Consider the following 25,825-nt stretch of genomic DNA (forward strand, 5'->3'; position numbering starts at 1 on the left):
CCCGCCGGTGCGTGGACTGCCCCACGGGCACGCCCCCGCACCCGCCCGCGACTGGCCTACCCCACCGCATGCCCCCACACCGCCCACGACCGGCCTGACCCATCGCACGCCCCCGCACCAGCCGCATCCTGCCTGACCCACCGCACGCCCCCGCACCAGCCGCCCCGACCGCCCTGACCCACCGCACGTCCCCGCACCAGCCCCCGACCGCCCCGACCTCCGGCACGCCCCCGCCCCCCGCATAGGCAGGCCACTGGACATGCCCGATAGCCTTCGACCATGACCATGCAATCCGCTGTGCGACGCCGCCGCGCCGTCGCCGCCGCCGGCGCCGTTTCCGCCGGACTGCTCGTCCTGTCGGCCTGCGACAAGCCGACGCCAGTGTCGACGATCACCGTCGGCTCCAGCTCGGTCAACGCCGAGGCGACCTGCTACAGCGACGACGCCGCCCTGAAGACCGCCGAGCTGACCGAGTGCCTGAAGGACTCGGACATCAAGTCCATCTCGGTCGACCCCGACGAAACCGTTCGCTTCGGTGTGGACCCGAAGATCGCGGAGAAGGGCTGGACGATCCTGATGAACGGCCAGCCGCTCACCGACTCCAGCGACAAGACCTACCGCACCATCCCGGGCAGCGTGTTCTTCAACGCCCAGTACGGCGCCCAGGGCGACTCCACGCTGGTCTCCATCAGGGAGGGCGAGCAGGAGGTCACCGGCTTGTGGTCCTTCAAGCTGAAGAAGGACGCCTGACCACGTCCGCCGCACGGATCCTCGTAGCCACCGCGGTCCCCGCCGAGCGGGACGCGGTGGCCCGGACATTCTCCGGGCAGGTCATCGCCGTGGGCGTCGGCCCCGCCAGCGCCGCCGCCCGCACCGCGACCGCCCTGACCGAGGCAGCCCGCGACGGCCACCCCTTCCAACTGGTCGTCTCCACCGGCATCGCCGGCGGCTTCGTACCCGAGGCGCCCGTCGGCTCGCTGGTCGTCGCCGACGAGATCACCGCCGCCGACCTGGGCGCCGAGACCGCCGAGGGCTTCCTCCCGGTCACCGACCTGGGCTTCGGCACCGTCACCCACCGTCCGCCACAAGCACTCGTACGGGACGCCGCGACCGCCACCGGGGCCCGCACCGGCACGGTCCTGACCGTGTCCACGGTGACCGGCACCGCCGCCCGCGCCACCGCCCTGCGCGCCCACCACCCGCGTGCCCTCGCCGAGGCCATGGAGGGCTTTGGCGTCGCCGAGGCCGCCGCCGCGCACGGCACGCCCGTGATGGAACTGCGCGCGATCTCCAACCCGGTCGGCCCGCGCGACCGCGCCGCCTGGCGGATCGGCGAGGCCCTTCAGGCGCTCACGGACGGCTTCGGGAAGCTCACCCCCGTACTGGAGAGTTGGAAACCGGCATGAGCCGTCTGCAGATCGCGTACTCCCCCTGCCCCAACGACACCTTCGTCTTCGACGCCCTCGCCCACGGCCGCGTCCCCGGCGCGCCCGCACTGGACGTGACGTTCGCGGACATCGACGTCACCAATGGCATGGCCGAGCGCGGCGAGCTGGACGTGCTGAAGGTGTCGTACGCCGTGCTGCCGTACGTCCTCGGCACCTACACCCTGCTGCCGTGCGGCGGCGCGCTGGGCCGGGGCTGCGGGCCGCTCGTGCTGACCCGGGAGCCGGGCACCGACCTGACCGGACGCACGGTCGCGGTGCCGAGCGAGAAGTCGACGGCGTATTTGCTGTTCCGCCTGTGGGCCGCCGACACGCTGCCCGGCGGGGTCGGCGAGATCGTCGTGATGCCGTTCCACGAGATCATGCCCGCCGTGCGGGACGGGAAGGTCGACGCGGGCCTGGTCATCCACGAGGCGCGCTTCACGTACCAGAACTACGGCCTGCACAAGCTCGCCGACATGGGCGAGCACTGGGAGCACACCACCGGGCTGCCGATCCCGCTGGGCGCGATCATCGCCAAGCGGTCACTGGGCGCGCAGACGCTGACGCGGCTCGCCGAGGCCATCCGGACCTCCGTGCACATGGCCTGGGAGGACCCCGAGGCGTCCCGCCCTTACGTCATGGCGCACGCCCAGGAGATGGACCCGGTCGTCGCCGACCAGCACATCGGGCTGTACGTCAACGAATTCACCGCCGGCCTCGGCGAGGACGGCTACGCGGCCGTCCGCGGTCTGCTCACCCGTGCGGCGGCCGAGGGGCTGGTGCCGCCCCTCGGCCCGGACGCGCTGGATTTCCCCTAGCGCCGTAGCGCAGGTCCAGCAGGTCTATACGTCGAGCTGGTCGGCGACCGCCCGGAGCAGACCGGCGATCTTCTTGCCGGAGGCCTTGTCGGGGTAGCGGCCCTTTTCGAGCATCGGGGTGATGTTCTCCAGGAGCGTCGTCAGGTCCTGGACGATGGAGGCCAGCTCGTCCGGCTTCTTGCGCTGGGCGGCCGCGACCGACGGGGTCGGGTCCAGGAGGGTGACGGAGAGGGCCTGGTCGCCGCGCTGCCCGGCGACGACCCCGAACTCCACGCGCTGTCCCGGCTTGAGCGTCTCGACTCCGGCGGGGAGAACCGAGGAATGGACGAAGACGTCACCGCCGTCGTCGCGGGAGAGAAAGCCGAAGCCCTTCTCGCTGTTGAACCACTTGACCTTGCCGGTAGGCACGTCTGTCCTCGTCCTCGTACTCGTCGGAAAACTGCTTCTGAAACGGCTCTTGATAGCACTGGGGCGGGTCGTCCGTGACCCGCCGGTACCAAGGCTAATGGTCTTCAGGCCGGTGACAAGACGTCGCCCGGTTGTTCCTTCGCGCTGGGAACTACCCTGGTCCGGTGCGTGACAAAACCCAACCGAATTCCGCCGCGCCCGGTGACCGACTGATCCGTACCGGCGGCATCGTCTTCATCGTCGGAGCCGTGGCCACTCTGGTCACGGTGGCTCCACTGCTCCTCGGTACGACGCCTTTTCCGACGTACATGTTCGGATTGAGCATGCTCATGGGGGTCGGCTTCCTCATCGCCGGAGCGGGGCTGTTCCGGTCGATCGCGGCGGGGCGGCGTCAGGCGCGCGGCGCGTCGAGATAGGCCGAAAGCCACTCCGGGAACTCACCCAGGCCGGTGAGTACGACGTCCGCGCCCGCCGCCGTGAGCTCCTCGGCGTCGCACGGGCCGGTCGCCACCGTCACCGACAGCGCGTCCGCCGCGCGGGCGCCGCGGACGTCGCCGGTGTGGTCGCCGACGTACACGCCCGCGCCGTGCTCGCGCAGCGCCGCCGCCTTCGCCTCCGCCCACAGGTCGCCGACCACCGCGTCCGGCTCGATGCCGAGGTGGGCGAGGTGCAGCTTGGCGTTGGGCTCGTACTTGGCGGTGACCACGACCGCGCGTCCACCGGCCGCCCGTACCGCCGATATCGCCTCGTGCGCGCCGGCCATGGCGGGGGTCGCGGCGATGGCGATCGTCGGATACATGGCCCGGTAGACATCGGCCACGGCGGCGACCTCCGTCTCCGGGAACCAGTGCCGCAGCTCCTCCTCCAGCGGTGGCCCCAGCCGGGTGATCGCGAGGTCGGCGTCGATGTACGTCCCCGTCCGCTCGGCCAGCGCCAGGTAGCAGGCGTGGATGCCGGGGCGGGAGTCTATGAGCGTCATGTCGAGATCGAAGCCGACGGTGAGCGGGCGCGAGGTCATGGGGGCCATTGTGCCGAGTGGGGGTATGGCCCGGGTGAACAGGGTGTGAGGGCCGGGCCCGCGAACTGCGGCCCTCAGCTCTTCTTCTGGGAGCGCCACACCAGGAACAGCGCCGACGCCACGGCAGCGCCCCGCACCACCCAGGGCCAGGTCTCGGCGAGGGCGTCGTTCATGTGGCCGTCGGCGATGGGGGTGCCCCAGCGGCCGTCGAGCCTGCCCCACAGGAAGACGAAACCGGCGGCGACCGCGGCGCCGGGCAGGATCATCACCGCCAGCTTCATCTCCCACCTGGTCAGACGGCGGGAGGCGTACGCGATGAGCCAGCCGACGGCGAGCGGGAGCAGGTTGCCGAGCACGGCACCGGCGACGAGGAGGGCGGCGGCGAGCAGGAGGAGGGGGTTGTTCCAGGTGCCGGGGGTCGGCAGGAGCCGGCGGCGCGGGGCGGGCTGTCCGGCGTCGGGGGCCGGGTCGGGCTCCGGGGTCTTCTGGGCCGCCGGCTCGGGGTCGGCGTCCTTCTCGTCCTCCGGCGGCCTGAGCAGCTCCGGGATCTCCACGCCGCCGACGAACCCGGGCACGCTGTCGCCGACGCCGAAGGGGCTGCTGTCCACCCGCCACCAGTCGGGCTGGGTGGCGCTGTCCCCGAGCTCGTGCTCGCCCGCGCGGTGCGGCGGGGCGGGGGCGTCGGCGGGCGAGGTCTCCGGCTCGGCGGGCCGGGGCCGCGGCACGATTCGGCGCAGCCCCTTGCCCTTCCCCTGGCTGTCTCGTTGTACGGGCACGGCGGCGGACGGCGACTCCACGGCACCGCCACCCTCCCCCGCCGCGGCCACCACCTCGTCCGGGCTGCCGATACGGTCCAGGATGCGGCGGACGGCGGCGGGGCTGTCGACGACGGCCTTGGCGCGGCGCCGGTCGATCTCGTCGCGCAGCTGGGAGACCAGGCGCATACGGGTGGCGGAGGGCAGCTGCCGCTGCTGAGCCACGTCACCGACGCGGCTCAGATACTCGTAGACGACCTTGTCGCTCTCGATCCCCACGCTGTCCCCTCCGGGGCGGGTGTGCCGGAATCCCCGTGCCACGACGTTAGCGCAGGGTGATCCAGCGGTTCGCCGTACTGCCGCAGCCTGTCGGCGCCGGGCCCCACCCGGCATGCGGATGCTCCGCGCGCCCCGGCGCCGACCCGCTACCGTTGACCGGATGAGCACCGAGGAGAAGCCGGCGGCCCCGCGGTCCCTCGCGGAGGCGCTTCGCGCGCGGGACGACGCCTCGCTGGCCGCGCTCCTGCGCAGCCGGCCCGATCTCATCACGCCCGTCCCCACCGACCTCACCCAGCTCGCCACCCGCGCCGGCACCCGTGCCTCGGTGGTCCGCGCCCTGGAGCGGCTGGACCGCTTCGCGCTGCAGGCGGCGGAGGCGCTGGCCGTGGCGGCCGATCCGGCGACGTACGAGGAACTGCTCGGGCTCATGGCCGGCGACGACGGCGACCCTCTCGTCGCCGCCGCCCTGCCGCGCGGCCTCGGCACGCTGCGCGAGCAGGCCCTCGTGTGGGGCGCCGACGACCGGCTGCGCCTGGTGCGCACCGCCCGTGAGCTGCTCGCCCCGACCCCGCAGCATCCGTCCCCGACCGGGCTTGGCCCGACGGTCCAGGAGGCGACGGCGGGCATGTCACCGGGCCGGATCCAGGAACTCGTCACGGCCGCCGGGCTGTCCTCCACGCCCGACTCCGTCTCCGCTGCGGCCGCGCTCACCGCGCTGTTCACCGACCGCAAGCGGATGTCCGCGCTGCTCGACGAGGCCCCGGCCGAGTCGGTGGAGGTGCTGGAGCGGCTTGTGTGGGGGCCGCCGTACGGCCAGGTCACCGCCGACCCGGCACCCCGGCTGCGCTGGCTGCTGGACCGCGGGCTGCTGCTGCCGACGGCGCCCGGCACGGTCGTACTCCCCCGCGAGGTGGCCCTTCACCTGCGGGGCGGCAGGGCGCACCGCACGGCGGAGCCGGTGCCGCCGCCCGTGGAGGCGGCGGCCGCGCACCGTCCACAGGTTGTGGACGCCACGGCGGCCGGGCAGGCGTACACCGCCCTGGCGACCGTCGAGGAGCTGCTGAAGGACTGGGACGAGGGCGGCCCGGCGGTGCTGCGCGCGGGTGGGCTGAGCGTCCGTGACCTGAAGCGGACCGCCGTCGCGCTCGACGTGTCCGAGCCGGTCGCGGCCTTCTGGGTCGAACTGGCCTACGCGGCGGGCCTGATCGCCTCCGACGGGGAGGCCGACGAGCGGTACGCGGCGACCCCCGCCTACGACGAGTGGCTGGAGCAGCCCGCCGCCCAGCGCTGGGCCCGGCTGGCTCAGGCATGGCTGGCGGCCACCCGGACGGCCGGGCTGGTGGGCGGCCGGGACGCGAAGGACCGCTCGCTGGCCGCGCTGGGACCGGGGCTCGACCGGTCGGCGGCTCCGGAGGTACGGCACCGGGTGCTGAGCCTGCTCGCGGAGTTGCCGGAGGGGGCGGCCGCGGCGGGTGAATCGGTGCTGGCGCGGCTGCGGTGGGAGCGGCCGCTGCGGCGGGAGACTGCCCCCGACGCCGATCTGCGGGTCCGGCTCGCCCAGTGGGCACTGTCCGAGGCCGAGTTGCTCGGGGTGACCGGGCGGGGGGCGCTCTCGGCGCACGGGCGGGCGTTGCTGGGGGCGCACGCCCCGGCGCACGCGCCCACCGAGGACCCCGAGGGGCCCGGCGACAAACTCCCCGTCCACCACCGCCCCACCCCGCCCCTGGAACCCCTCACGCCCGCCGAGCAGTCCGTCGCCTCCGTCACGGCCGCCCGGCTGCTCGCCCCGCTGCTGCCCGAGCCGCTGGACCACGTCCTGCTCCAGGCCGATCTGACGGCGGTGGCGCCGGGCCCGTTGCAGCGGCACCTCGCGGACCTGCTGGGTGTGCTCGCCGACGTGGAGTCCAAGGGCGGGGCGACCGTCTACCGCTTCACGCCCGCCTCCGTACGCCGCGCTCTGGACGCCGGGCGCAGCGCCTCCAACCTGCACGCCTTCCTCGCCGAGCACTCCCGTACGCCGGTTCCGCAGCCGCTGGCGTACCTGATCGACGACGTGGCCCGCAGGCACGGGCACCTCCGGGTGGGCGCGGCCTCGGCGTACGTGCGCTGCGACGACGACGCGCTGCTCAACGAGATCCTCGCCGACAAGCGGTCCGCCGGACTGCGGCTGCGCCGCCTCGCGCCGACCGTGCTGGCCGCGCAGGCCGACCCGGCGACGCTGCTGGAGGGGCTGCGCGGCATGGGCTTCGCGCCCGCCGCCGAGTCCGCCGAGGGCGACGTACTGATCACGCGGGCGCACGCCCACCGCTCCCCGCCGCGCACGCCGCCGGAGCCGGTGCCGGACGGGCCGCCCGCGCCCGACGCCACGCTCCTCGGGGCCGCGATCCGCGCGATCCGCGCGGGAGATCTGGCCTCGACGACGCCACGGAAGTCCCCCACGCCCACCGCGACCGGCGGCGGCCTGCCGCGCACCAGCTCCGCCGAGACCCTCGCCACCATGCAGGCCGCCGTCCTGACCGGCCAGGCCCTGTGGATCGGGTACGTCAACGCCGAGGGCGCCGCCAGTCAGCGGGTGATCGCGCCGGTGCGGGTGGAGGGCGGCTTCGTGACGGCGTACGACCACACCGCGGACGAGGTCCGCACGTATCCGCTGCACCGGATCACGGGGGTGGCGGAGCTGGCGGAGGACTAGGACCTCACCCGTGCGGGCGTACGCCGGGATTCATGCACGCCACGCCGGGCCCTTCCCACCCATGAGGGAGCTTCCGGCACATCCCGCATCGCCGTACGGGGGGCCGGGCAGCCACCGGATGTCCTGATCAAGCCCGTACTCGGAGGAGTTCGGGCGAGCGCATCCGAAAGGAAACCCCCCATGCGAGCTGCCCGTCGTGTCGCCGCCGTACTGGCCGCCACAGCCGTGATGCTCGGCGCCCTCACCACTCAGGCCGCCGCCCTTGAAGTCGCCGGGATCATCATCGAGCTCCCGGCCGTCTGACGTACCCCCCGCACACCCGTCGGGCCGGTCCCTGCGTCCCGGGTCCGGCCCGCCCGACGAAACCCTGAGACGAACCCCCGAGACGAACCCCTGAAAGGCCCTGGCGTCCCCATGCGTTCCAAGCTCCCCCCGTGCGCCCACCGTGCCATCGCCCTCTCCGCCGCCGCGGTGGTGACCACGGCCGCCCTTGTCGTCGCGCTCGCGCCCAAGGCCTCGGCGGCGCCGACTGCCGCGCCGCTCCCGATCGCGGGGGCGGCGGGCGGACCCCTCGTCAATGTCGACGGACATGTCCTCGCTCAGCCGCTGGTCAACAACCTCACCCTGCCCACTCTGAACTAGCCCGGCGCATCCGGTAGCTGTCCCCTTCGAGGCGGACGACCTCGGCGTGATGGGCCAGTCGGTCCACCATCGCCGGGGCGGCCGCACCGCCGAACACCTCGTCCCACCGCTCCAGTGGGCGGTCGCCGGTGACGATCAGCGAGCCGCGCTCGTAGCGGTGCGCGACCAGCCGGAAGAAGAGCTGCGAGGTGTCGGCGTCGAAGGGCAGGTAGCCGACCTCGTCGACGATCAGCAGCGGGTAGACGTCGAGGCGGTGCAGCTCCTCCCCGAGCCGGCCGTCGGCCTGCGCCTTCGCCAGCCGCGCCGCCCACTCACCGGCGGTCGCGAACAGCACCCGGTGACCGGCCTGGCAGGCGCGCACGCCGAGGCCGATGGCGAGGTGCGTCTTGCCGGTGCCCGGCGGCCCCACGAACACGACGTTGCGCCGGGCGACTACGAAGTCCAGCTTGCCGAGCCGGGCCACGGCCTCCCGGTCGAAGGACCGCGGGTGCTCGGCGTCGAAGTCCTCCAGCAGCTTGCGGGCGGGGAACCCGGCCGCCCGCAGCCGCGCCTCGGCGCTCGGCACCTCCTCCCGCTGGGCCGGGATCACGGCCCTCCCGGGCGGAGCGTCCTCGGCGGCGTGCCGCTGCTCGGGCTGGTGGGAGGACTGCTGGGGCTGATGGGAGGACTGGTGGGCCCGCTCGGCCTGCGCCGCCATCGGCCCCGACATGTACGCGAGGATCGCGGCCGACACGATGAACGCCATGTGGATCACCGTGCCCCACAGCAGGGAGTGCCGTGAGGTGTGGTGCACATCCACGAACATCTGCAGCAGATGGACGGACGAGATACCGACGATGGCGGTGGCCAGCTTGACCTTCAGCACGTTGGAGTTCACGTGCGAGAGCCATTCCGGCTGGTCACGGTGGCCCTGGAGGCCGATCCGGGAGACGAACGTCTCGTAGCCGCCGACGATCACCATGATCAGCAGATTGGCGATCATGACGACGTCGACGAGTTTGAGCACGGCGAGCATGACGTAGGTCTCCGTCGCCTGCCCGGTGACGCAGCGAACGATTAACGCCCAGAGCTCGTTGAAGAACTTGTAGACATAGACCCCCTGGGCTGCCACGAGACCGAAGTACAGCGGCGCCTGCAGCCAGCGCGTGGCGAACAGCGCGTAACCGAGGGTGGTGGTGGGCGGGGACGGGGCACGAGTGATGGCCTGCACGCTCTGCATTGTTCGCAGCCACCGCCGTCCAGGTGAAACCACGCCACTCACACGAATGAAAAGACATCCTGTAGGACTCCGACCGGACTCCTACAGGACTCCGAGAAGGATCAGGCACACTGGACGTTTGGCCCCCCACCGAGCATCCGGAAAGGCAGCCACGCGTGAACGGACCATTGATCGTCCAGTCGGACAAGACCCTGCTCCTCGAAGTCGATCACGAGCAGGCCGACGAGTGCCGTCGGGCGATCGCGGCGTTCGCCGAGCTGGAGCGGGCGCCCGAGCACATCCACACCTACCGGGTGACGCCGCTCGGCCTGTGGAACGCGCGCGCGGCCGGGCACGACGCCGAGCAGGTCGTGGACGCGCTGGTGACGTACAGCCGCTATCCCGTGCCGCACGCGCTGCTCGTCGACATCGCCGACACGATGGACCGGTACGGCCGCCTGACCCTGAGCAAGCACCCGGCGCACGGCCTCGTCCTCACCACCACCGACCGCCCGGTCCTGGAGGAGGTGCTCCGCTCCAAGCGGATCGCACCCCTGGTCGGCACCCGCATCGACCCGGACACCGTCGCCGTGCACCCCTCCGAGCGCGGGCAGATCAAGCAGGTGCTGCTGAAGCTGGGCTGGCCGGCCGAGGACCTCGCCGGGTACGTCGACGGCGAGGCGCACCCGATCGAGCTGCGCGAGGACGGCTGGGCGCTGCGGCCGTACCAGAAGCAGGCCGTGGAGAACTTCTGGCACGGCGGGTCCGGGGTGGTCGTACTGCCCTGTGGGGCCGGTAAGACGCTGGTCGGTGCGGGGTCCATGGCCCAGGCGAAGGCGACGACCCTGATCCTCGTCACCAACACGGTCTCGGCCCGGCAGTGGAAGCACGAGCTGGTGAAGCGGACCTCGCTGACCGAGGACGAGATCGGTGAGTACAGCGGCACGAGGAAGGAGATCCGGCCGGTCACCATCGCGACGTACCAGGTGCTGACGACGAAGCGGAAGGGTGTCTATCCGCACCTGGAGCTGTTCGACTCCCGGGACTGGGGGCTGATCGTCTACGACGAGGTGCATCTGCTGCCCGCGCCGGTCTTCAAGTTCACCGCCGACCTCCAGGCGCGCCGCCGCCTGGGCCTGACGGCGACGCTGGTGCGCGAGGACGGCCGTGAGTCGGACGTGTTCTCGCTGATCGGGCCGAAGCGGTTCGACGCGCCGTGGAAGGAGATCGAGGCGCAGGGGTACATCGCGCCCGCCGACTGCGTGGAGGTCCGGGTGAATCTCACGGACTCCGAGCGGCTCGCGTACGCGACGGCGGAGCAGGAGGAGAAGTACCGCTTCTGCTCCACGACCGAGACCAAGCGGAAGGTGACGGAGGCGATCGTCCGGCGGTTCGCCGGGCAGCAGATCCTCGTCATCGGGCAGTACATCGACCAGCTCGACGAGCTGGGGGAGCATCTCGGGGCGCCGGTGATCAAGGGCGAGACGTCCAACGCCCAGCGCGAGAAGCTCTTCGACGCCTTCCGGGAGGGCGAGATCAGCGTCCTGGTCGTCTCCAAGGTCGCCAACTTCTCCATCGACCTGCCGGAGGCGACCGTCGCCGTCCAGGTGTCCGGGACCTTCGGGTCGCGTCAGGAGGAGGCCCAGCGGCTGGGGCGCGTGCTGCGCCCGAAGGCGGACGGCCACCAGGCGCACTTCTACTCGGTCGTCGCCCGCGACACGCTCGACCAGGACTTCGCGGCCCACCGCCAGCGGTTCCTGGCGGAGCAGGGGTACGCGTACCGGATCATGGACGCGGACGAGTTGCTGGCGGAGAGCTGACTCCATAAGACCGTACGCAGGGCCTTTGACGTCAGCACCACCAGTCCCACGAGGGGATAGGGCGAGGCCAGGGGCTGTTGCCACCACGGGAGGTGAAGGTCCAGGTCGCCCTGGTGGGGGACGAGCCACATGGTGCGGGCCGTGAAGAGGAACGTCACGGTGAGCGCCAGGTGGGTGCGGCCGTCCGCCAGGAGTACGGCGATCAGGGGCACGCACCAGACCCAGTGGTGGGACCAGCTGATCGGTGAGGTCAGCAGCGCGGTGACGGCCGTCAGCAGCAGGGCGTGGCGGTCGTCCGGCGTGCGGTGGATCAGCCACAGGGCGGCGGCCGCGATCAGGACGGCGGGCGCCACCCAGGCGAGGCCCGGCGCCGGGTCGCCCAGGGCGCGGGCGATCAGGCCCTGGAGCGACTGGTTGTCGATGATCCAGGGCTTGCCCACCCGGTCGGTCTCGTAGAGGCGGCGCAGCCAGAAGTCCGCGCTGGCGGCGGGGAGCGCCAGCGCGCCGAGGGCGACGGTCGCCGCGAAGGCGGTCGTGGCGGTGGCGGCCTCCCGGTGGCGGCCGCGCAGCAGCAGGTACGCGATGAAGACGGCCGGCGTGAGCTTGATGCCGGCCGCGATGCCGATGGCCACGCCCTTGCCCAGGGCGCCGGGCGGGCGGGTGAGGTCCCAGAGGATCAGGCAGGCGAGAGCGAGGTTGATCTGGCCGTAGAGGAGCGTCTGGAAGACCGGTTCCAGCCACAGGGCGAGGGCGGTGGCCGCGCAGAGGGCCGGGAGGCGCAGGGGGCGGCCGGCGAGTCGGGCCGAGAGGTGGACCAGGCAGGCGGTGAGCAGGGTGTTGACCGCGAGGAAGCCGGCTTTCAGGGCCGCTACGGGGATCCAGGCGGCGGGGGTGAAGACGAGCGCGGCGAAGGGGGGATAGGTGGCGGGCAGGTCCCACTCGGTGACGGTGAAGGCGTACAGGTCACGGCCGTGCAGGACGGCTGCGCCCTCGGCCCGGTACACCAGGGCGTCGGCCATGGGTGGGCGTTGTACGACGCACAGGGCGGCGAAGGCCGCGACGGAGACGGCGAGGAGGGTCGCGGAGGCTGCCGAGCGTGATCGTCTCGTCACACGGTGACACTAGACGCTCACTTGCGGCGGACGCCCGCCTCCTCGCCGTACTCACCGAGGATGATCACATCGAACGCGGCACCCGCGAACACCCGCACGGCACGCAGGGCTTCGCCGAGGCCGTGACGGTGGGTGGGGGTGAGGGCTGATGTGCCGGGGGCGCGGGCCGGCGCGGGGGCTGGGGTGAAGGTCGCTGCACTCATGCATCCATGGTGGATTTCGCACCGTAAAGGGGGCATCGGTCTGGGGGCCGAACCTGCGTGGCCCTTGGGTAGCCCTTCAGGGGGAGCCATGGCCCTGAGGGAGGAGGGCTGGGCCCCTAGGGGGCGTAGGGGGCGGGCGTGGGGGCGGGGGGAGCGGGCCCTGAGGGGCGGGGGCGCAGGGGGCGTGGGGAAGGGGGTCTGAGGGGCCGGGGGCGCAGGGGGCGTGGCGACGAGCCCGAGCGGCGGGCCGCAGGGGGCGTGGCGACGAGCCCGAGCAGCGGGCCGCAGGGGGCGCGGCGACGAGCCCGAGCGGCCAGCCGCAGGGGCCACGGCGACCAGCCCCCACAGCCAGCCGCAGACGGCCACGGCGACCAGCCCGAACAGCCAGCCGCAGACGGCCACAGCCACCAGCCCGAACAGCCAGCCGCAGACGGCCACAGCCACCAGCCCCAACAGCCAGCCGCAGGCGGCCACCGGGGGGGCCGTAGGCCGACCCTGAGGGGAGGCCAGGACGGCGGGCCAGGGGAACGCCGGTGAGGCGGGCCAAGGGGAAGCCGGTGGCCGTCGGGAAGAAATTCGTTGGCCCGTCCTCTGCCGCTCACCTAGAATCTCCGCTCTTGCCCGCCTCCCTTGCGGAGTGCCGCCGCCCGGACGGAAACCGGGGGCATCCCTCACCGCACCCGTAGCTCTTCGGAGGCACCGCCTTGTCCACGCCCGCCGACGATCCGCTCGCCCGTGAGCGTTCCCACCTCACCGCGTCCCGTGCCGCCCTGCGGGCCATGCGTGAGGACGTCGAGTCGCTCGACATCAGCGACGTCACCGCCAACTGGGTCAACGCGCAGATCCTGGAACGCCAGATCGACGAGCGCATCAAGGCCCTCGCCGACCTCAGCGACACCCCACTGTTCTTCGGCCGCCTCGACTACCTGCACGCCCCCGGCGTCGAGCAGGCCGAGGGCGCGGAAGGCGAGCGCTTCTACATCGGGCGCCGGCATGTGCACGACGCGGACGGCGACCCCATGGTCATCGACTGGCGTGCGCCGGTGTCACAGCCGTTCTACCGGGCGTCCAAGAAGGACCCGATGGACATCGCGCTGCGCCGCCGTTTCGGTTACATCGGCGGGGAGTTGACGGCGTACGAGGACGAGCACCTCTCCGACCCGGCCGAGGCGGCGCGGACCAGCAAGCTGCTCCAGCAGGAGATCGAGCGCCCGCGTGTCGGCCCGATGCGGGACATCGTCGCCACGATCCAGCCCGAGCAGGACGAGATCGTCCGCAGCGGACTGGGCGGCACGGTGTGCGTACAGGGCGGCCCCGGCACCGGAAAGACCGCGGTCGGCCTGCACCGCGTCGCCTACCTCCTCTACGCCCACCGCGACCGGCTGGCCCGCACGGGCACCCTGGTGATCGGCCCGAACCGCTCCTTCCTGCACTACATCGAGCAAGTTCTCCCGGCGCTGGGCGAGTTGACGGTCCGCCAGGCCACGGTCGACGACCTGGTGGCGCATGTGGAGGTACGGGGCACGGACGACGCGGCGGCCGCCCTCGTCAAGGGCGACGCGAGGATGGCGGAGGTCGTCCGCCGGGCGCTGTACGCGCACGTGACCATGCCCACGGAGCCGGTCGTCGTGGTGCGCGGGTCACGGCGGTGGCGGGTTCCGGCGTACGAAGTCGAGGAGATCGTGCGGGAGTTGCTGGACCGGGGCATCCGGTACGGCGCCGCCCGCGATGCCCTGCCACAGCGGATCGCGCATGCCGTGCTGGTGCAGATGGAACGGTCGGGTGAGGCGCCGGACGACCGGGTGCAGGACGCGGTGGCCCGCAACACTGCCGTGAAGGCGGCCGTCAAGGCGATCTGGCCGGCCGTGGACCCGGCGAAGCTGGTGCTGCGGCTGCTGACGGACGCGGACTTTCTCGCCGTACACGCGGAAGGCGTACTGAGCGAGGACGAGCAGAAGACGATCCTGTGGGCGAGACCGGCCCGGTCGGTGAAGTCGGCCAAGTGGTCGGCGGCGGACGCGGTGCTGATCGACGAGGCGCGGGACCTGATCGACCGGACGCCGTCCCTCGGCCATGTCGTCCTCGACGAGGCGCAGGACCTGTCGCCCATGCAGTACCGGGCGGTCGGCCGCCGCTGCACCACCGGCTCCGCGACGGTCCTCGGCGACCTGGCGCAGGGCACCACGCCGTGGGCGACGCGCAGTTGGCAGGAGGCGCTCGCCCATCTGGGCAAGGACGACGCGGTGATCGAGGAACTGACGGCGGGTTTCCGCGTCCCGACGGACGTCATCACGTACGCCTCCCGGCTGCTGCCGCACATCGCGCCGGGCCTGACGCCGGTGGCGTCGGTGCGGGAGAACCCCGGTTCGTTCGAGGTAAGGCAGGTCGCGGGCGATACGGACGTGGTGGCGGCCTGCGCCGCATCGCTCACCCACGAGGGCTCGATCGGCCTGATCGCGGCGGACGCCCGGATCCCGGCGCTCGCGGAGGCGCTCACCTCAGCCGGGATCGGCTACCTGGCCCCCGGCGAGGAGACGTCGTACGACACCCGCCTGACCCTGGTCCCGGCCTCGCTGGCCAAGGGCCTGGAGTACGACTACGTGGTCCTGGACGAACCCCAGGCGATCGTCGACGCCGAACCGGACGAACGAACGGGGCTGCGGCGGCTGTACGTGGCCCTGACGCGAGCGGTGTCGGGTCTGACGGTGACGCACAAGGCGCCGTTGCCGGAGCAGCTGACCTGAGGGACCAACCCGGCGGGCCTCGTGCCGCATGGGGCCGCCCGGGTGGGCATCAAGCGCCGTCCAACACCCGCCGCCACTCCCCGACGGCCTCCACCGAAACCGGCCCCTCCCAGCCCTCCGGCCGAGCCGCCCCGCCGATATGAAACGCGTCCACCCCGGCAGCCACCAGCCGCGGCACATGCTCCAACCGCAACCCCCCGCCCACCAGAATCCGAGGCTCGTACCCCGGCTCCCCCCGCCGCCCCGCCTCGGCGAGCAGCGCCGGCAGCCCCTCGTCCACCCCACCGGCCGCCCCGGCCGTCAGATACGTGTCCAGCCCCGGCACCCCGTCCAGCGCCTTGCGCAGCGCGTCCCGATCCGCCGCCCGGTCGATCGCGCGGTGGAACGTCCACCGGCACCCGTCCAGCACGCCGACCACCCGCTCCACGGCATCCAGGTCCACCTCGCCGTGGGCATCGAGGAACCCGAGCACGAACTCCTCGGCCCCGGCCTCCCGCATCCGCCCGGCGACCTCGACGAGCCGCGCCACGTCGCCCGCGGCGAACCCGTCCGCCAGCCGCAGCATCACGCGCAGCGGAATGTCGACGGCGGCCCGGATCGCGACGAAGGTCTCGACGGACGGTGTCAGCCCGTCCGCCGCCATGTCGGTGACCAGTTCGAGGCGATCCGCGCCTCCGGCCTGGGCGGCGACCGCGTCCTCGGCGTCGAGGGCGATCACCTCCAGGACTGCACGCGTGCTCATGGCACCCCTTTCTTGGGCATTCCCCGAAGCGGCTACAGGTCTAGTCCAATATCAGGGTACGCCCGCGGGGATCGAGCCCGCGAGACGGCGTCGTACCGGCGCCGGGGCCGGAGGCGCATCGCGCAGCCGAAGATGTTCAGCTCACCCGAAGGTGATCAGCCCACCCGAAGGTGATCAGCTCACCCGAAGATGTTCAGCTCCCCCACCCCCACCCCCGCCAGCTCGAACCCCGCCGCGTCCACCGGCCGCCCCGCGTACAGCCGTACGAGCGTCGGCGCATCCCCGATGTACCGCCCCGGCGTCCGTTCCCCGCTCCCGTCCCCGAACCGCAGCGGCTGGTCGACGTCGTCGAGGTCGGCGTGCAGCGGCACATGCCCCCGCTCCCGCGTGATCCGGGCCAGCAGATCGAGGGCGTACGGCAGCCCCACCCCGGCGTACGCCCCCGGCACCCCGAGCGCCTCGCGCACGTCCCCCGCGTGCACCCACTCCCCCAGCGCCAGCCCGTCCAGCGTGCCGCCCGCCTTGGCGATCACCGGGCCCGCCTCGGTCATGCCGCGTTCCAGCTCGTCGACGACCTGCGCGTTCGTCCAGTCGGCGCGCTCGGCGATGTCACGGTCGTTCGACTCGGGCGAGAACACGCCCTCCTCGAACCGCCCCTCGACCGCCCGCATCAGCGCCGACGAACAGTGCGCCAGCACATCCCGCACCGTCCACCCCGGACACGCCTCCGTCGGCGTCGCGAAGTCCCCGTCCGTCCGCCCCCGCAACCAGGGGATCAGCTGATCCCGCTCCACCACCAGCAGCCGCCCCGGCAGCTCCGGGTCCCGTACCTCGCCGTGCATGTCAGCAGAAGTCATGCCCCCACGCTAGGCGCAGAATTGACGGCATGCCCGACCCCAGCACCCTCAACACCCTCCGCGCCCGCTTCGTCCAGACACTGGAAGCCGCCCGAGCCCCCGAGGGCGGCCCCGACCCGGCCCCGTACGCCGACAACCTCCTCGCCCGCTGGCAGGAGCCGCAGCGGCACTACCACACGCTCGCCCACCTCACCGCGGTCCTCGACCACATCGACGTACTGCAGCAGTACGCCGACGACCCCGACCTCGTCCGCCTCGCCGCCTGGTTCCACGACGCGGTCTATCTCCCCGACCGCTCCGAGAACGAGGAACGCTCCGCCCGGCTCGCCGAACGCGCGCTCGACGAGGCCGGGGTGTCCGCCGCGAAGACCGCCGAGGTCGCCCGCCTGGTCCGGCTCACCGCGGGCCACGCCCCGGCCGACGACGACCGCAACGGCCAGGTCCTGTGCGACGCCGACCTCGCGATCCTCGCCTCGCCGCCGTCGAAGTACGCCGCCTACACGGCGGCCGTCCGCGAGGAGTACGGCTTCGTCCCCTCCGACGCCTTCCGCACGGGCCGCTCCGCCGTCCTGCGCGACCTGCTCGCCCTGCCCCACCTGTTCCGCACCCCGTACGGCGCGGAGCACTGGGAGGCGACGGCCCGTTACAACATCACGTCCGAGCTGGAAATCCTGTCGTCCTGAAGGCACCCCGTCGCCTAGCCTGCCCGGCATGGCGGACATGGGTGGGGAACAGGTACAGCAGGCCGTCGCGGGCGCCGTCGCGGTGCTGCGGACGGCGACGGATCGCGACTGGCGGGCGGTCAAGGCCGGTCGGCTGACGTGGAGTTGCCGCGAGACGGCCGCTCACATCGCGAGCGACCTGCTGGCGTACGCGGGGCAGCTCGCCGGGCGTGCGCAGGACGCGTACGTCCCCTTCGAGATCACCCTCGACGGCGACGGCGCCGACGGTCTCGACCCGGCCGACAACGACGGCGTACTCCACGTCATCGAGACGACGGGCGCGTTGCTCACGGCGGCGATCCGCACCACGCCCCGCGAGGTGCGCGCCTTCCACCCGTACCCCTTCCGCAGCGCAGGCCCTGTCGGCTTCGCCGCGATGGGCGTCGCCGAAGTGCTTCTGCACACGCACGACATCGCCGAGGGCCTCGACCTCGCCTACGAACCACCCGCCGAGCTGTCCACGTTCGTCCTCGGAACGATCTTCCCGCACATCCAGCCCGCCACCGACCCCTGGCGCACCCTCCTGTGGGCTACCGGTCGCGGCGACCTCCCGGGCCGCGCCCCGGTCACCGGCTGGCGCTGGAGCAACAACCTCGTCATCCCCGCCGACCGCCTCACCCTGGAAGGCGTCACCCCCCTCGCGGCCACCGACCTCGCCACGGGCGGCGACGGCGGGTTCGCGTGGGTCGAGGGCGGCCCGTTCGAGGGCACCTGCGAGGCGGCGGGGATGACGGTGAAGGCGTACGAGTCGGGCGTGCATCGCCCGGAGTTCGGTCTCTTCGTGCTGGTACGCCACGAGGACGGCCGCGCGATCGGCGGCATCGGCTTCCACGGCGCCCCCGACGAGGACGGCCGCGCGGAGATCGGCTACGACCTCACCGAACCGGCCCGCGGCCATGGCTACGCCACCGAGGCCCTGCGCGCGCTGGCGGGCTGGGCCCTGGCCCGGGAGGACGTACGGTCCCTGTTCGCGACGGTGGAGCGGGACAACGTACCGTCGCAAAGGGTGCTGGAACGAGCCGGGTTCGTACGGGTGAGCGGCGACGGCGACGACGACCAGATGGCCTACGAGCTACGACGGCCCTGAGCCCCGCCCCTTCGGCCTGCGCAACCCCGCCCCCTGCAACAGCCGCACCACTTCCCGGCTGCTGACCTCCACCGCACCGGCGGCGACCGCGTCGGCGTAGCGGTGGGACGGGATGTCGTAGTGATCCCGCTCGAAGGCGCGGCGCGGGACGCCCAACTCCTCGGCGAACTTGTGGAGTTCGTCGTACGAGACATCGCTGACGAGGTGGGACCACATGCGGCCGTGGCCGGGCCAGGTCGGCGGGTCGATGTAGATGGTCACGACGAGGGCGGCCCGCCCGAGCACGTCCCCAGGGAGCCGACCGCCGCGACCTTCACGCCGGCCTTGGTGCACACCCAGTGCGGGTCGGGGCCGAGTTCCGGTTCGACGTCCAGGGCGTGCGGGTCGCCGGAGCCGCAGACCGGGCAGAGGGGCCAGCGGCCGTAGCGCTCCAGCAGGGCGTCCTGGACGTCCTGGGCGATCAGCCCGGCGACGTACTCCACGCCGTCCGGCCACTGTTCGACCCACCAGCGCCGCTGTACGACGGACTCCTCGACCAGCGAGACGACGTCCGCCTCGGCGACCTGGCCCGCGACGAGGTCGGCGAGCACGAGGGCGCGGGCCGCGTGCAGCGCCTGCTCCAGGGGGCTGATGGGGTCCATGCCCCTATTGTGCGCACTCTTGACCACAACGCCGAGCCGAAAATATCTTTCAACTGTGACCCGTGAAGTGAAGGAAATTTTCGGCAGTGCTTCGGAGCGCACGTCGGGCAGGGCTTCGGGCGGCGCTTCGGGCAGGGGGTCGGGCGGCGCTTCGGGCGGCGCTTCGGGCAAGGCGTCGGGTGGCGCTTCGGGCAGGGCCGATGGGCCCCGCACCACCCCGCCCGTGCCCGCCGCCCTCGCCGCCAAGGTGCGTACGCTCGCCCCGTCCATGACCCGCTCCATGCAGCGCGTCGCCGAGGCCGTGGCGCACGACCCGGCCGGCTGCGCGGCCCTCACGGTCACCGGCCTCGCCGAGCTCACCGGCACCAGCGAGGCCACCGTCGTCCGCACCGCCCGCCTCCTCGGCTACCCCGGCTACCGCGACCTGCGCCTCGCCCTCGCCGGCCTAGCCGCCCAGCAGCAGTCCGGGCGCGCCCCCGCCATCACGACCGACATCGCGGTCGACGACCCGATCGCCGACGTCGTCGCCAAGCTCGCCTACGACGAACAGCAGACCCTCGCCGACACGGCGGCCGGACTCGACACCGTGCAGCTCGGCGCGGCGGTCACCGCGCTCGCCGCCGCCCGGCGCACCGATGTGTACGGCATCGGCGCGTCCGGGCTGGTCGCGCAGGACCTCACCCAGAAGCTGCTGCGCATAGGGCTCATAGCCCACGCGCACAGTGATCCCCACCTGGCCGTCACCAACGCCGTGCAGCTGCGGGCCGGGGATGTCGCCATCGCGATCACGCACTCCGGGTCGACGGGTGATGTCATCGAGCCGCTGCGGGTGGCCTTCGAGCACGGAGCCACGACGGTGGCGATCACCGGCCGCCCGGACGGGCCCGTCGCGCAGTACGCCGACCATGTGCTGACGACGTCCACGGCTCGGGAGAGCGAGCTGCGGCCCGCGGCGATGTCGTCGCGGACCAGTCAGTTGCTGGTGGTGGACTGTCTGTTCGTGGGGGTGGCGCAGCGGACGTACGAGACGACGGCGCCGGCGCTGGCCGCTTCGTACGAGGCGTTGGCTCATCGGCATCGGAGTGGGCCGCGGTAGCGCACGGGGCCGGAAGCGCTGTACGTCCCCTCGGGCGCGACCCGGCCCGTACCAAGAAGACGTTGAACAGACATCGAAAAGAGCCGCTTCTCCATGACCTCCACCTCCGACCCCCGTGAAGTGCAAGCCCAGTTGGAGTCCCTGACCACCGAGGCGTTCCGGCCCGAGCTGGCCGAGATCGACCGGCTGCCCACCCTGGAGATCGCGCAGCTGATGAACGGCGAGGACGCCCTCGTCCCCGCAGCCGTCGCCCAGCGGCTGCCGCAGATCGCCGCGGCGATCGACGACATCGCCGCCCGCATGTCCCGCGGCGGCCGGCTCGTCTACGCCGGTGCCGGTACGGCGGGCCGCCTGGGCGTGCTGGACGCCTCCGAGTGCCCGCCCACCTTCAACACCGACCCCACCCGGGTCGTGGGCCTGATCGCGGGCGGCCCGGAGGCCATGGTCACCTCGGTCGAGGGTGCCGAGGACTCGGGTGACCTCGCCCGGCAGGACCTGGACGCGCTGCGGCTGACCCCCGACGACACGGTGGTCGGCGTCTCGGCCTCCGGCCGCACCCCGTACGCCGTCTCCGCCGTCGAGCACGCCCGCGCGCGCGGCGCCCTGACCGTCGGCCTGGCCTGCAACGCGCACAGCCCCCTCGCGGCCGCCGCCGACCACGGCATCGAGATCGTCGTAGGCCCCGAACTGCTCACCGGCTCCACCCGCCTGAAGGCGGGCACGGCTCAGAAGCTGGTCCTCAACATGCTCTCGACGATCACGATGATCCGGCTGGGCAAGACGTACGGGAACCTCATGGTCGACGTACGCGCCTCGAACGACAAGCTGCGCGCCCGGTCCCGCCGTATCGTCGCCCTGGCCACGGGCGCGTCGGACGATGAGATCGAACGGGCCCTCGCCGCCACCGACGGCGAGGTCAAGGCGGCCATCCTGACGATCATCGGCGGCGTGGACGGCGCCACGGCCGCCCGCCTCCTGGAGGAGTCCAACGGCCACCTGCGCACGGCGCTCGGGGCGGCGGCCCGCTGAACCGCAGCGTCGGCACGGACCCTGCTGCGGCGGTGGCGCAACCGACCCGCTGGCAACCGGTGTGTCCTGCGGCAGTATTGGGCCCATGCCCCCTGAGTCGGCCGACATAGAGCTGAGCGAACACGAACTCCGGCAAATCGCGGGCTATGCCGCAGACTGCGCACGCAGGGTGCTGTCGCTCTTCGAGCAGAGTCACCCTGCGGACACGCGCCCTCGCGAGGCGATCGATGCCGCGGACGCTTTCGCAGGGGGCGGCAGACGCACGGCCGCTCTGCGGCAGCGCGCCTGGGCGGCGTACAAAGCGGCACAAGAGGCCGCCGAACCCGCCGCGGTCGACGCGGCACGCGCGGCAAGTCATGCGGCCGCCGCTGCATATCTCCATCCCAAGGCGAGCGCCCACCAGGTGAAACACATTCTCGGCGCGGCGGCGCATGCGGCACGAGCGGAAGAGCTGTCCGGAGAAGACGAGCGCGTAGCCGCGGGGACCCTCGAATGGGCGCGTCAGCACGCACCGGCAGCGGTCACCGAGGTACTCGACCGCCTGCCCGCCGCGCCTCCCGGAGGCGGACGCGTGGGAGAACTCATCCGCGATCTCGACGCCGCTCTGCGCGCCTGAGGGCGATCAGCCTTCGTCGGTCCACGCCGTGGGAGTGCGCGCACAGGCCGGCCCGGCGCGACCTGGGCCCTGTTACCGTGGGAACGTGAGTTACGGCGTGTACTGCATCTTCCTGTTCGTCTGACGGGCCCCACTGGCCCCGCTCCTCCCACTCTGGTCGAGGCGGCGGGAGTCGAGGTGTTGTCCGTGGCCACCCCGTGAGAGGGGCCGGCCGTCGTCAGACCGAAGGCCGCTTCCCCCTTCTTTCCTTTCATTTCCCTTTTTCCGGATTTCTTCCGGCCCAGGGTGAAGTGCGCCTTCTTCACGGAGGAAGAACGCATGACCGCCATCACCCTGCCCGCCCGCGAACGCGCCCAGCTGACGTGCGCCGGTGTCCGCGTCGACCGCGGGGGCCGTACCGTGCTGTCCGGCGTCGAGATGAACGTCTCTCCGCGCGCCCGCTGGGGCATCGTCGGCGAGAACGGGCGCGGCAAGTCGACCCTGCTGCACGTCCTGGCCGGCAGCCTGGCCCCGGACGAGGGGACAGTGCACCGCGTGGGGACCCTCGCCCTGGCCGAACAGGAGATGCCGACGGCGGACCGGCGCACCGTCGGCGACTTCATCGACGAGCACCTCGCCGACGCCCGCGCGGCCCTGAAGCGCCTCGACGCGGCCGCCGCGGCGCTCGCCGAAGAGCGGGTCGGCGCCGAACGGGAGTACGCCGACGCACTGGAAGCGGCGCAGGCGTTGGAGGCCTGGGACGCCGATCGCCGCGTCGATGTCGCCCTCGAAGGACTCGGCGCCGTCAGTGACCGCGCCCGGCCGCTCAGCACGTTGTCGGTGGGCCAGCGCTACCGGGTCCGCCTGGCCTGCTTGTTGGGGGCCGAGTACGACTTCCTGCTCCTCGACGAGCCGACCAACCACCTCGACCTCGCGGGCCTGGAGTACCTCACCGCCCGGCTGCGGGCCCACGCCGGCGGCGTCGTCGTGGTGAGCCACGACCGGGCACTGCTGTCGGACGCGGCCACCACCCTGCTCGACCTCGACCCCACCCGCGACGGCACCCCGCGCGTCTACGGCGGCGGATACACCGGCTACCGGGAGGGACGCGAGGCCGAACGGAGCCAGTGGGAGGCCCAGTACGAGCAGCAGCAGGCCGAACACCTCCGCCTCCAGCAGGCCCTGTCCGAAGCGCAGAACCGCCTGGTCACCGGCTGGCGCCCGGACAAGGGCACCGGCAAGCACCAGCGCGCCACCCGCGCCGGCGCGTTGGCCCGCTCCGTGCACCGCCGTCAGGAAGACCTGGAGCGGCACAAAGTCACCGCGCCCGTACCGCCGCTGCGCTTCTCCATGCCGGACCTGCCCGCACTGCCCGGTGCCGTGCTGCTGCGCGCCGAGGAGGTGACCGTTGCCGCGCGGCTGCACGAGCCGACCTCCCTGTCCCTGAAATCCGGCGACAAACTGACGATCACCGGACCGAACGGCGCGGGCAAGTCAACGCTCCTGTCCGTGCTGGCGGGGCGACTCGCTCCGGCCACGGGACAGGTACGCCGGGCGCGCAAGGCGCGGGTCCACCTGCTGGGGCAGGAGTCGCCCGAGGCCACGAACCGGCGGGCGCGAGACGTCTACGACGCGCACCTCGCGCGCCTGGTCACCGCAGGTGTGCTGAGGGAGAGCGAGACGGTAGGGCTGACGGCGCTGGGCCTGCTCACCTCACGCGACGCCAACAAGGCGGTGGCCGAGCTGTCCATGGGCCAGCAACGCCGCCTCGACCTGGCCTGCGCCCTCTCCGCCCGCCCGCACGTCCTGCTCCTGGACGAGCCCACCAACCACCTGTCCATCACCCTGGTCGACGAACTCACCGACGCGCTCAGGGCGACCGGCGCGGCCATCGTCGTAGCCACGCACGACCGCCAGATGCAACGCGATCTCGCCCAATGGCCTCACGTGGCACTGTCTCCCACGGAACTGACGCGAACCGCACGGTGAACCGGGTCGAGCACACCTTCGCCTGACCCCGAGCAACAGCTCCCGGCCGCGAGGTGAACCCGCTCACCGGCGGGCCGCCTCGCGGCCGCTTGGCCGTCAGCGTCGCCGCTGCGCCGCAACGGCGTCCGTGTACAGCTCGCGCGTCACTCGACCTCCAGGAACGTACCGTCGATCTCCGGCACACGGACCAGGGTGGCGAGCACCTGTCGGTCGTACGTTCGAACTCGTAGTTCCGGCACCGCTTCTCGAACGCGATCACCCCCACATGACCGAGCCCGCGCAGGATGGCATGCGCTGTCTCGGCATCTTCGACGCGGGTCTCGTACTCCGGCTTGGAACCAGAACCCTCGTCGACGACAGCACCCTTGTACGTAAGCACCGTGCGCGTACCGTCCACGCCGTGCACGGTACGCACGCGCAGCTCTTCCCCGGCCTTCTCCAACGAACCGTCCGGCCGGTCGTAGTACGTATCGCAACTACGGGTTGGTCTCGGGGGCACGTAACGGAAGGCCAAGTACCTGTCGGGTGTGGGCGTCGATCTCGGCTCCGGCGGCCTCCGAGTGACGTATGCCGTTGTAGACCAGGTCCCACAACTGCTGGTTGGCCTCCAGAAGCCCAAAGGGGAGTGTGAGGCGCTGCTTGTTCGGTCCGACGAGCCGTAGTGCGGGGCCTCGCAGCGAGTTTCTGACGCTGATCGCGCGCAGTTCGTAGAGGGGCAGCTCGGTGCCGTCACCGTCGGAGTCCACCTCGGCGATGGCACGGGCGCCGGCGCGCAGTACGACGGTGGTGTCCCTGACTTCGCTCAGGAAGGACAGCAGGGCGAACGCGCCGACGACGGCGACCATGATCAGGTAGGCCTCCGCCCGGTCGTAGGCGGTGAACCACAGGGTGACCGTCATCACGACTGTGACCGGCAGGACGGCGTACACCACTATCAGCGCAGTGGTCCGCAGGCCGCCGGGCGGGCGGTGGGCCGCGGCGGTCTCCAGGAGCGGGTCGCCGTGTTCGGTCAGGCCCAAGATGGTGCCGGGCGTCTGGCGGTGAGCGATGGTCAGCCGGTGGCGCCCGGCGTCCCAGGAGCCCTCGACGCGCGGGGCGGTGGGCGGTCTTGGTTGCCCGGAGAGGGACGGTACGGGGGGTAGCTCCGAGGCTGCCATCGCCGCCTCCTTCGTATGCGTACGTACCCGCCGGTGCGTGCGGTGAGGGTAGGCGGTACGCCTCGGGACCCCGCCCGGGCTGGGGCGCAGTACGAGGTGACTTCCGGTATCAGTGCGCTTTGTGCTGTGCAGTCGAGTTGAGGGAGCAACGTGACCACGATCGCCGTTACCGGGCACATGGATCTGACCGGGGCCAGCGCTGCGCTGGTGCGCGATGCTCTGCGTGAGACGCTCAAGCCGTACGCCGGTGGCGGGCTGACCGGTGTCTCTTGCCTCGCCAAGGGCTCGGACTCGTTGTTCGCCGACGTTGTGCTGGAGCTTGGTGGGCGTCTGGTGGCGGTCATTCCCTCGCAGGACTATCGGCAGAACAAGGTCAAGCCCGATCACGCCGAGACGTTCGATCGGCTTGTCGAGGCTGCGGACGAGGTGCTTGTGCATCCCCACGAGGCCGCGAACCGGGCGGCGTACGAGGACGCCAACCGAACGCTTCTCCAGCGCGCCGATCGTCTGGTCGCTGTCTGGAACGGCGAGCCGCCGAGCGGCAAGGGGGGTGGCACGGCGGACACCGTCATCGAGGCTCGGGAGGTGGGGCTGCCGGTTGACGTGGTGTGGCCGGAGGGGGTGGCTCGGGAGGGGTGAGCGTCGGCTTCGGTGCGGTTGAGGTACGTGGTCGGCCCGTCATCTTCCAAGTGGCCGTTGGGGCCGCCCGCTTCTTGGTCAGTGTCGTGCTTCCGCCGCCCGCCTCAAGGGCGCTTCGCTGTCGCTGCGCGTCGCCTTGCGGCGATCGGCCTGCG

At 72.3% G+C, this 25,825-nt stretch carries 26 protein-coding genes and 2 pseudogenes; 16 read left to right on the forward strand and 12 right to left on the reverse strand.

From position 1 onward, the window contains the following. Positions 1–279: 279 nt before the first annotated feature. Genes SSP24_RS27025 through SSP24_RS27035 form a run of 3 tightly spaced genes read left to right on the forward strand, consistent with a single transcriptional unit; the run spans position 280 to position 2,245 of the window. Positions 280–750, forward strand: a complete 471-nt coding sequence (locus SSP24_RS27025) for a DUF2771 domain-containing protein (RefSeq protein WP_141312321.1) — start codon at positions 280–282, stop codon at positions 748–750. Continuing rightward, the gene (locus SSP24_RS27030; RefSeq protein ID WP_141312322.1) at positions 720–1,406 is read left to right on the forward strand and encodes a futalosine hydrolase; all 687 of its coding nucleotides are present in this window, start codon (positions 720–722) and stop codon (positions 1,404–1,406) included. Before SSP24_RS27025 ends, SSP24_RS27030 begins: the two co-directional genes overlap by 31 nt. Beyond that, positions 1,403–2,245, forward strand: coding sequence for a 1,4-dihydroxy-6-naphtoate synthase (locus SSP24_RS27035; RefSeq protein ID WP_141312323.1), 843 nt, complete (start codon positions 1,403–1,405; stop codon positions 2,243–2,245). The genes SSP24_RS27030 and SSP24_RS27035 overlap by 4 nt, the downstream gene beginning before the upstream one ends. Positions 2,246–2,269: 24 nt before the next feature. Here SSP24_RS27035 and SSP24_RS44965 read toward each other — a convergent pair whose 3' ends face one another. Beyond that, the gene (locus tag SSP24_RS44965; RefSeq protein ID WP_129798464.1) at positions 2,270–2,653 is read right to left on the reverse strand and encodes a cold-shock protein; all 384 of its coding nucleotides are present in this window, start codon (positions 2,651–2,653) and stop codon (positions 2,270–2,272) included. A gap of 164 nt (positions 2,654–2,817) precedes the next feature. Here SSP24_RS44965 and SSP24_RS27045 point away from each other — a divergent pair, with 164 nt between their 5' ends. After that, on the forward strand, positions 2,818–3,069 hold the full coding sequence (locus tag SSP24_RS27045; protein ID WP_141312324.1) for a hypothetical protein: 252 nt from the start codon (positions 2,818–2,820) through the stop codon (positions 3,067–3,069). On the opposite strand, the gene SSP24_RS27050 is transcribed toward SSP24_RS27045, so the two are convergent. After that, complete coding sequence (locus SSP24_RS27050) at positions 3,045–3,680, reverse strand: HAD family hydrolase (protein ID WP_141312325.1); 636 nt, start codon at positions 3,678–3,680, stop codon at positions 3,045–3,047. The two genes, SSP24_RS27045 and SSP24_RS27050, sit on opposite strands and share 25 nt — an antisense overlap. Before the next feature lie 65 nt (positions 3,681–3,745). Then, positions 3,746–4,705, reverse strand: a complete 960-nt coding sequence (locus SSP24_RS27055) for a hypothetical protein (protein WP_141312326.1) — start codon at positions 4,703–4,705, stop codon at positions 3,746–3,748. A 160-nt stretch (positions 4,706–4,865) separates the two neighbouring features. Here SSP24_RS27055 and SSP24_RS27060 point away from each other — a divergent pair, with 160 nt between their 5' ends. From SSP24_RS27060 to SSP24_RS27065, 3 genes are all read left to right on the forward strand, one after another. Continuing rightward, positions 4,866–7,397, forward strand: coding sequence for a helicase C-terminal domain-containing protein (locus SSP24_RS27060; protein WP_141312327.1), 2,532 nt, complete (start codon positions 4,866–4,868; stop codon positions 7,395–7,397). A gap of 180 nt (positions 7,398–7,577) precedes the next feature. Next, on the forward strand, positions 7,578–7,700 hold the full coding sequence (locus SSP24_RS44970) for a hypothetical protein (RefSeq protein WP_268255075.1): 123 nt from the start codon (positions 7,578–7,580) through the stop codon (positions 7,698–7,700). Positions 7,701–7,811: 111 nt separating this feature from the next. Further along, complete coding sequence (locus tag SSP24_RS27065) at positions 7,812–8,039, forward strand: hypothetical protein (protein WP_229864914.1); 228 nt, start codon at positions 7,812–7,814, stop codon at positions 8,037–8,039. Here the strand turns inward: SSP24_RS27065 and istB are convergent. Beyond that, positions 8,017–9,258 carry an IS21-like element helper ATPase IstB gene (gene istB / locus SSP24_RS27070; protein ID WP_141312328.1) on the reverse strand — a complete coding sequence of 414 codons (1,242 nt, stop codon included), beginning with the start codon at positions 9,256–9,258 and terminating at the stop codon, positions 8,017–8,019. The two genes, SSP24_RS27065 and istB, sit on opposite strands and share 23 nt — an antisense overlap. A gap of 155 nt (positions 9,259–9,413) precedes the next feature. On the opposite strand from istB, the gene SSP24_RS27075 reads away from it, so the two are divergent. Further along, positions 9,414–11,057: a DNA repair helicase XPB gene (locus SSP24_RS27075; protein ID WP_141312329.1), complete on the forward strand. Its 1,644-nt coding sequence runs from the start codon at positions 9,414–9,416 to the stop codon at positions 11,055–11,057. A 20-nt stretch (positions 11,058–11,077) separates the two neighbouring features. Here the strand turns inward: SSP24_RS27075 and SSP24_RS44315 are convergent. Together SSP24_RS44315 and SSP24_RS27085 are read right to left on the reverse strand one after the other, a co-directional pair. After that, positions 11,078–12,169, reverse strand: a pseudogene (locus SSP24_RS44315) (glycosyltransferase 87 family protein); the annotation flags it as partial. Positions 12,170–12,186: 17 nt separating this feature from the next. Next, a complete protein-coding gene (locus tag SSP24_RS27085) occupies positions 12,187–12,372 on the reverse strand; it encodes a hypothetical protein (RefSeq protein WP_141312330.1) in 186 nt (61 codons plus the stop codon). Between the two features lie 704 nt (positions 12,373–13,076). Between SSP24_RS27085 and SSP24_RS27090 the strand changes: the two genes are divergently transcribed. Further along, positions 13,077–15,116, forward strand: a complete 2,040-nt coding sequence (locus tag SSP24_RS27090; protein WP_141312331.1) for a HelD family protein — start codon at positions 13,077–13,079, stop codon at positions 15,114–15,116. 49 nt (positions 15,117–15,165) lie between these two features. Here SSP24_RS27090 and SSP24_RS27095 read toward each other — a convergent pair whose 3' ends face one another. After that, positions 15,166–15,858, reverse strand: coding sequence for a copper homeostasis protein CutC (locus SSP24_RS27095; RefSeq protein WP_141312332.1), 693 nt, complete (start codon positions 15,856–15,858; stop codon positions 15,166–15,168). Between the two features lie 179 nt (positions 15,859–16,037). Further along, positions 16,038–16,715, reverse strand: a complete 678-nt coding sequence (locus SSP24_RS27100) for a maleylpyruvate isomerase family mycothiol-dependent enzyme (RefSeq protein WP_373306669.1) — start codon at positions 16,713–16,715, stop codon at positions 16,038–16,040. 29 nt (positions 16,716–16,744) lie between these two features. Here SSP24_RS27100 and SSP24_RS27105 point away from each other — a divergent pair, with 29 nt between their 5' ends. Both SSP24_RS27105 and SSP24_RS27110 read left to right on the forward strand, forming a co-directional pair. Further along, on the forward strand, positions 16,745–17,398 hold the full coding sequence (locus tag SSP24_RS27105) for an HD domain-containing protein (RefSeq protein WP_141312333.1): 654 nt from the start codon (positions 16,745–16,747) through the stop codon (positions 17,396–17,398). Between the two features lie 28 nt (positions 17,399–17,426). Further along, positions 17,427–18,524: a GNAT family N-acetyltransferase gene (locus SSP24_RS27110; protein WP_141312334.1), complete on the forward strand. Its 1,098-nt coding sequence runs from the start codon at positions 17,427–17,429 to the stop codon at positions 18,522–18,524. Here SSP24_RS27110 and SSP24_RS27115 read toward each other — a convergent pair. Next, complete coding sequence (locus tag SSP24_RS27115) at positions 18,510–18,785, reverse strand: DUF4031 domain-containing protein (RefSeq protein WP_141312403.1); 276 nt, start codon at positions 18,783–18,785, stop codon at positions 18,510–18,512. The two genes, SSP24_RS27110 and SSP24_RS27115, sit on opposite strands and share 15 nt — an antisense overlap. Next, a complete protein-coding gene (locus SSP24_RS27120) occupies positions 18,782–19,165 on the reverse strand; it encodes a DUF8819 family protein (RefSeq protein ID WP_141312335.1) in 384 nt (127 codons plus the stop codon). Before SSP24_RS27120 ends, SSP24_RS27115 begins: the two co-directional genes overlap by 4 nt. Before the next feature lie 67 nt (positions 19,166–19,232). On the opposite strand from SSP24_RS27120, the gene SSP24_RS27125 reads away from it, so the two are divergent. The 4 genes from SSP24_RS27125 to SSP24_RS27140 all read left to right on the forward strand — a co-directional run bounded on the left by SSP24_RS27125 (position 19,233) and on the right by SSP24_RS27140 (position 23,874). Beyond that, positions 19,233–20,261: a MurR/RpiR family transcriptional regulator gene (locus tag SSP24_RS27125; RefSeq protein WP_373306668.1), complete on the forward strand. Its 1,029-nt coding sequence runs from the start codon at positions 19,233–19,235 to the stop codon at positions 20,259–20,261. A gap of 93 nt (positions 20,262–20,354) precedes the next feature. Next, on the forward strand, positions 20,355–21,290 hold the full coding sequence (murQ, locus tag SSP24_RS27130; RefSeq protein WP_141312337.1) for an N-acetylmuramic acid 6-phosphate etherase: 936 nt from the start codon (positions 20,355–20,357) through the stop codon (positions 21,288–21,290). Between the two features lie 85 nt (positions 21,291–21,375). Beyond that, positions 21,376–21,906 carry a putative immunity protein gene (locus SSP24_RS27135; protein WP_141312338.1) on the forward strand — a complete coding sequence of 177 codons (531 nt, stop codon included), beginning with the start codon at positions 21,376–21,378 and terminating at the stop codon, positions 21,904–21,906. Between the two features lie 318 nt (positions 21,907–22,224). Beyond that, complete coding sequence (locus SSP24_RS27140; protein WP_141312339.1) at positions 22,225–23,874, forward strand: ABC-F family ATP-binding cassette domain-containing protein; 1,650 nt, start codon at positions 22,225–22,227, stop codon at positions 23,872–23,874. Between the two features lie 146 nt (positions 23,875–24,020). Here the strand turns inward: SSP24_RS27140 and SSP24_RS27145 are convergent. Together SSP24_RS27145 and SSP24_RS27150 are read right to left on the reverse strand one after the other, a co-directional pair. Further along, positions 24,021–24,388: pseudogene (locus SSP24_RS27145) on the reverse strand (class IV adenylate cyclase); the annotation flags it as partial. Further along, the gene (locus tag SSP24_RS27150) at positions 24,351–25,031 is read right to left on the reverse strand and encodes a hypothetical protein (protein ID WP_141312340.1); all 681 of its coding nucleotides are present in this window, start codon (positions 25,029–25,031) and stop codon (positions 24,351–24,353) included. The gene SSP24_RS27150 and the pseudogene SSP24_RS27145, both read right to left, overlap by 38 nt. A 150-nt stretch (positions 25,032–25,181) precedes the next feature. Between SSP24_RS27150 and SSP24_RS27155 the strand changes: the two genes are divergently transcribed. Then, positions 25,182–25,670, forward strand: coding sequence for a hypothetical protein (locus SSP24_RS27155; RefSeq protein WP_141312341.1), 489 nt, complete (start codon positions 25,182–25,184; stop codon positions 25,668–25,670). Positions 25,671–25,825 lie beyond the last annotated feature (155 nt).

Origin of the sequence: Streptomyces spinoverrucosus (assembly GCF_006539505.1) — a bacterium.
Classification (GTDB): domain Bacteria; phylum Actinomycetota; class Actinomycetes; order Streptomycetales; family Streptomycetaceae; genus Streptomyces; species Streptomyces spinoverrucosus.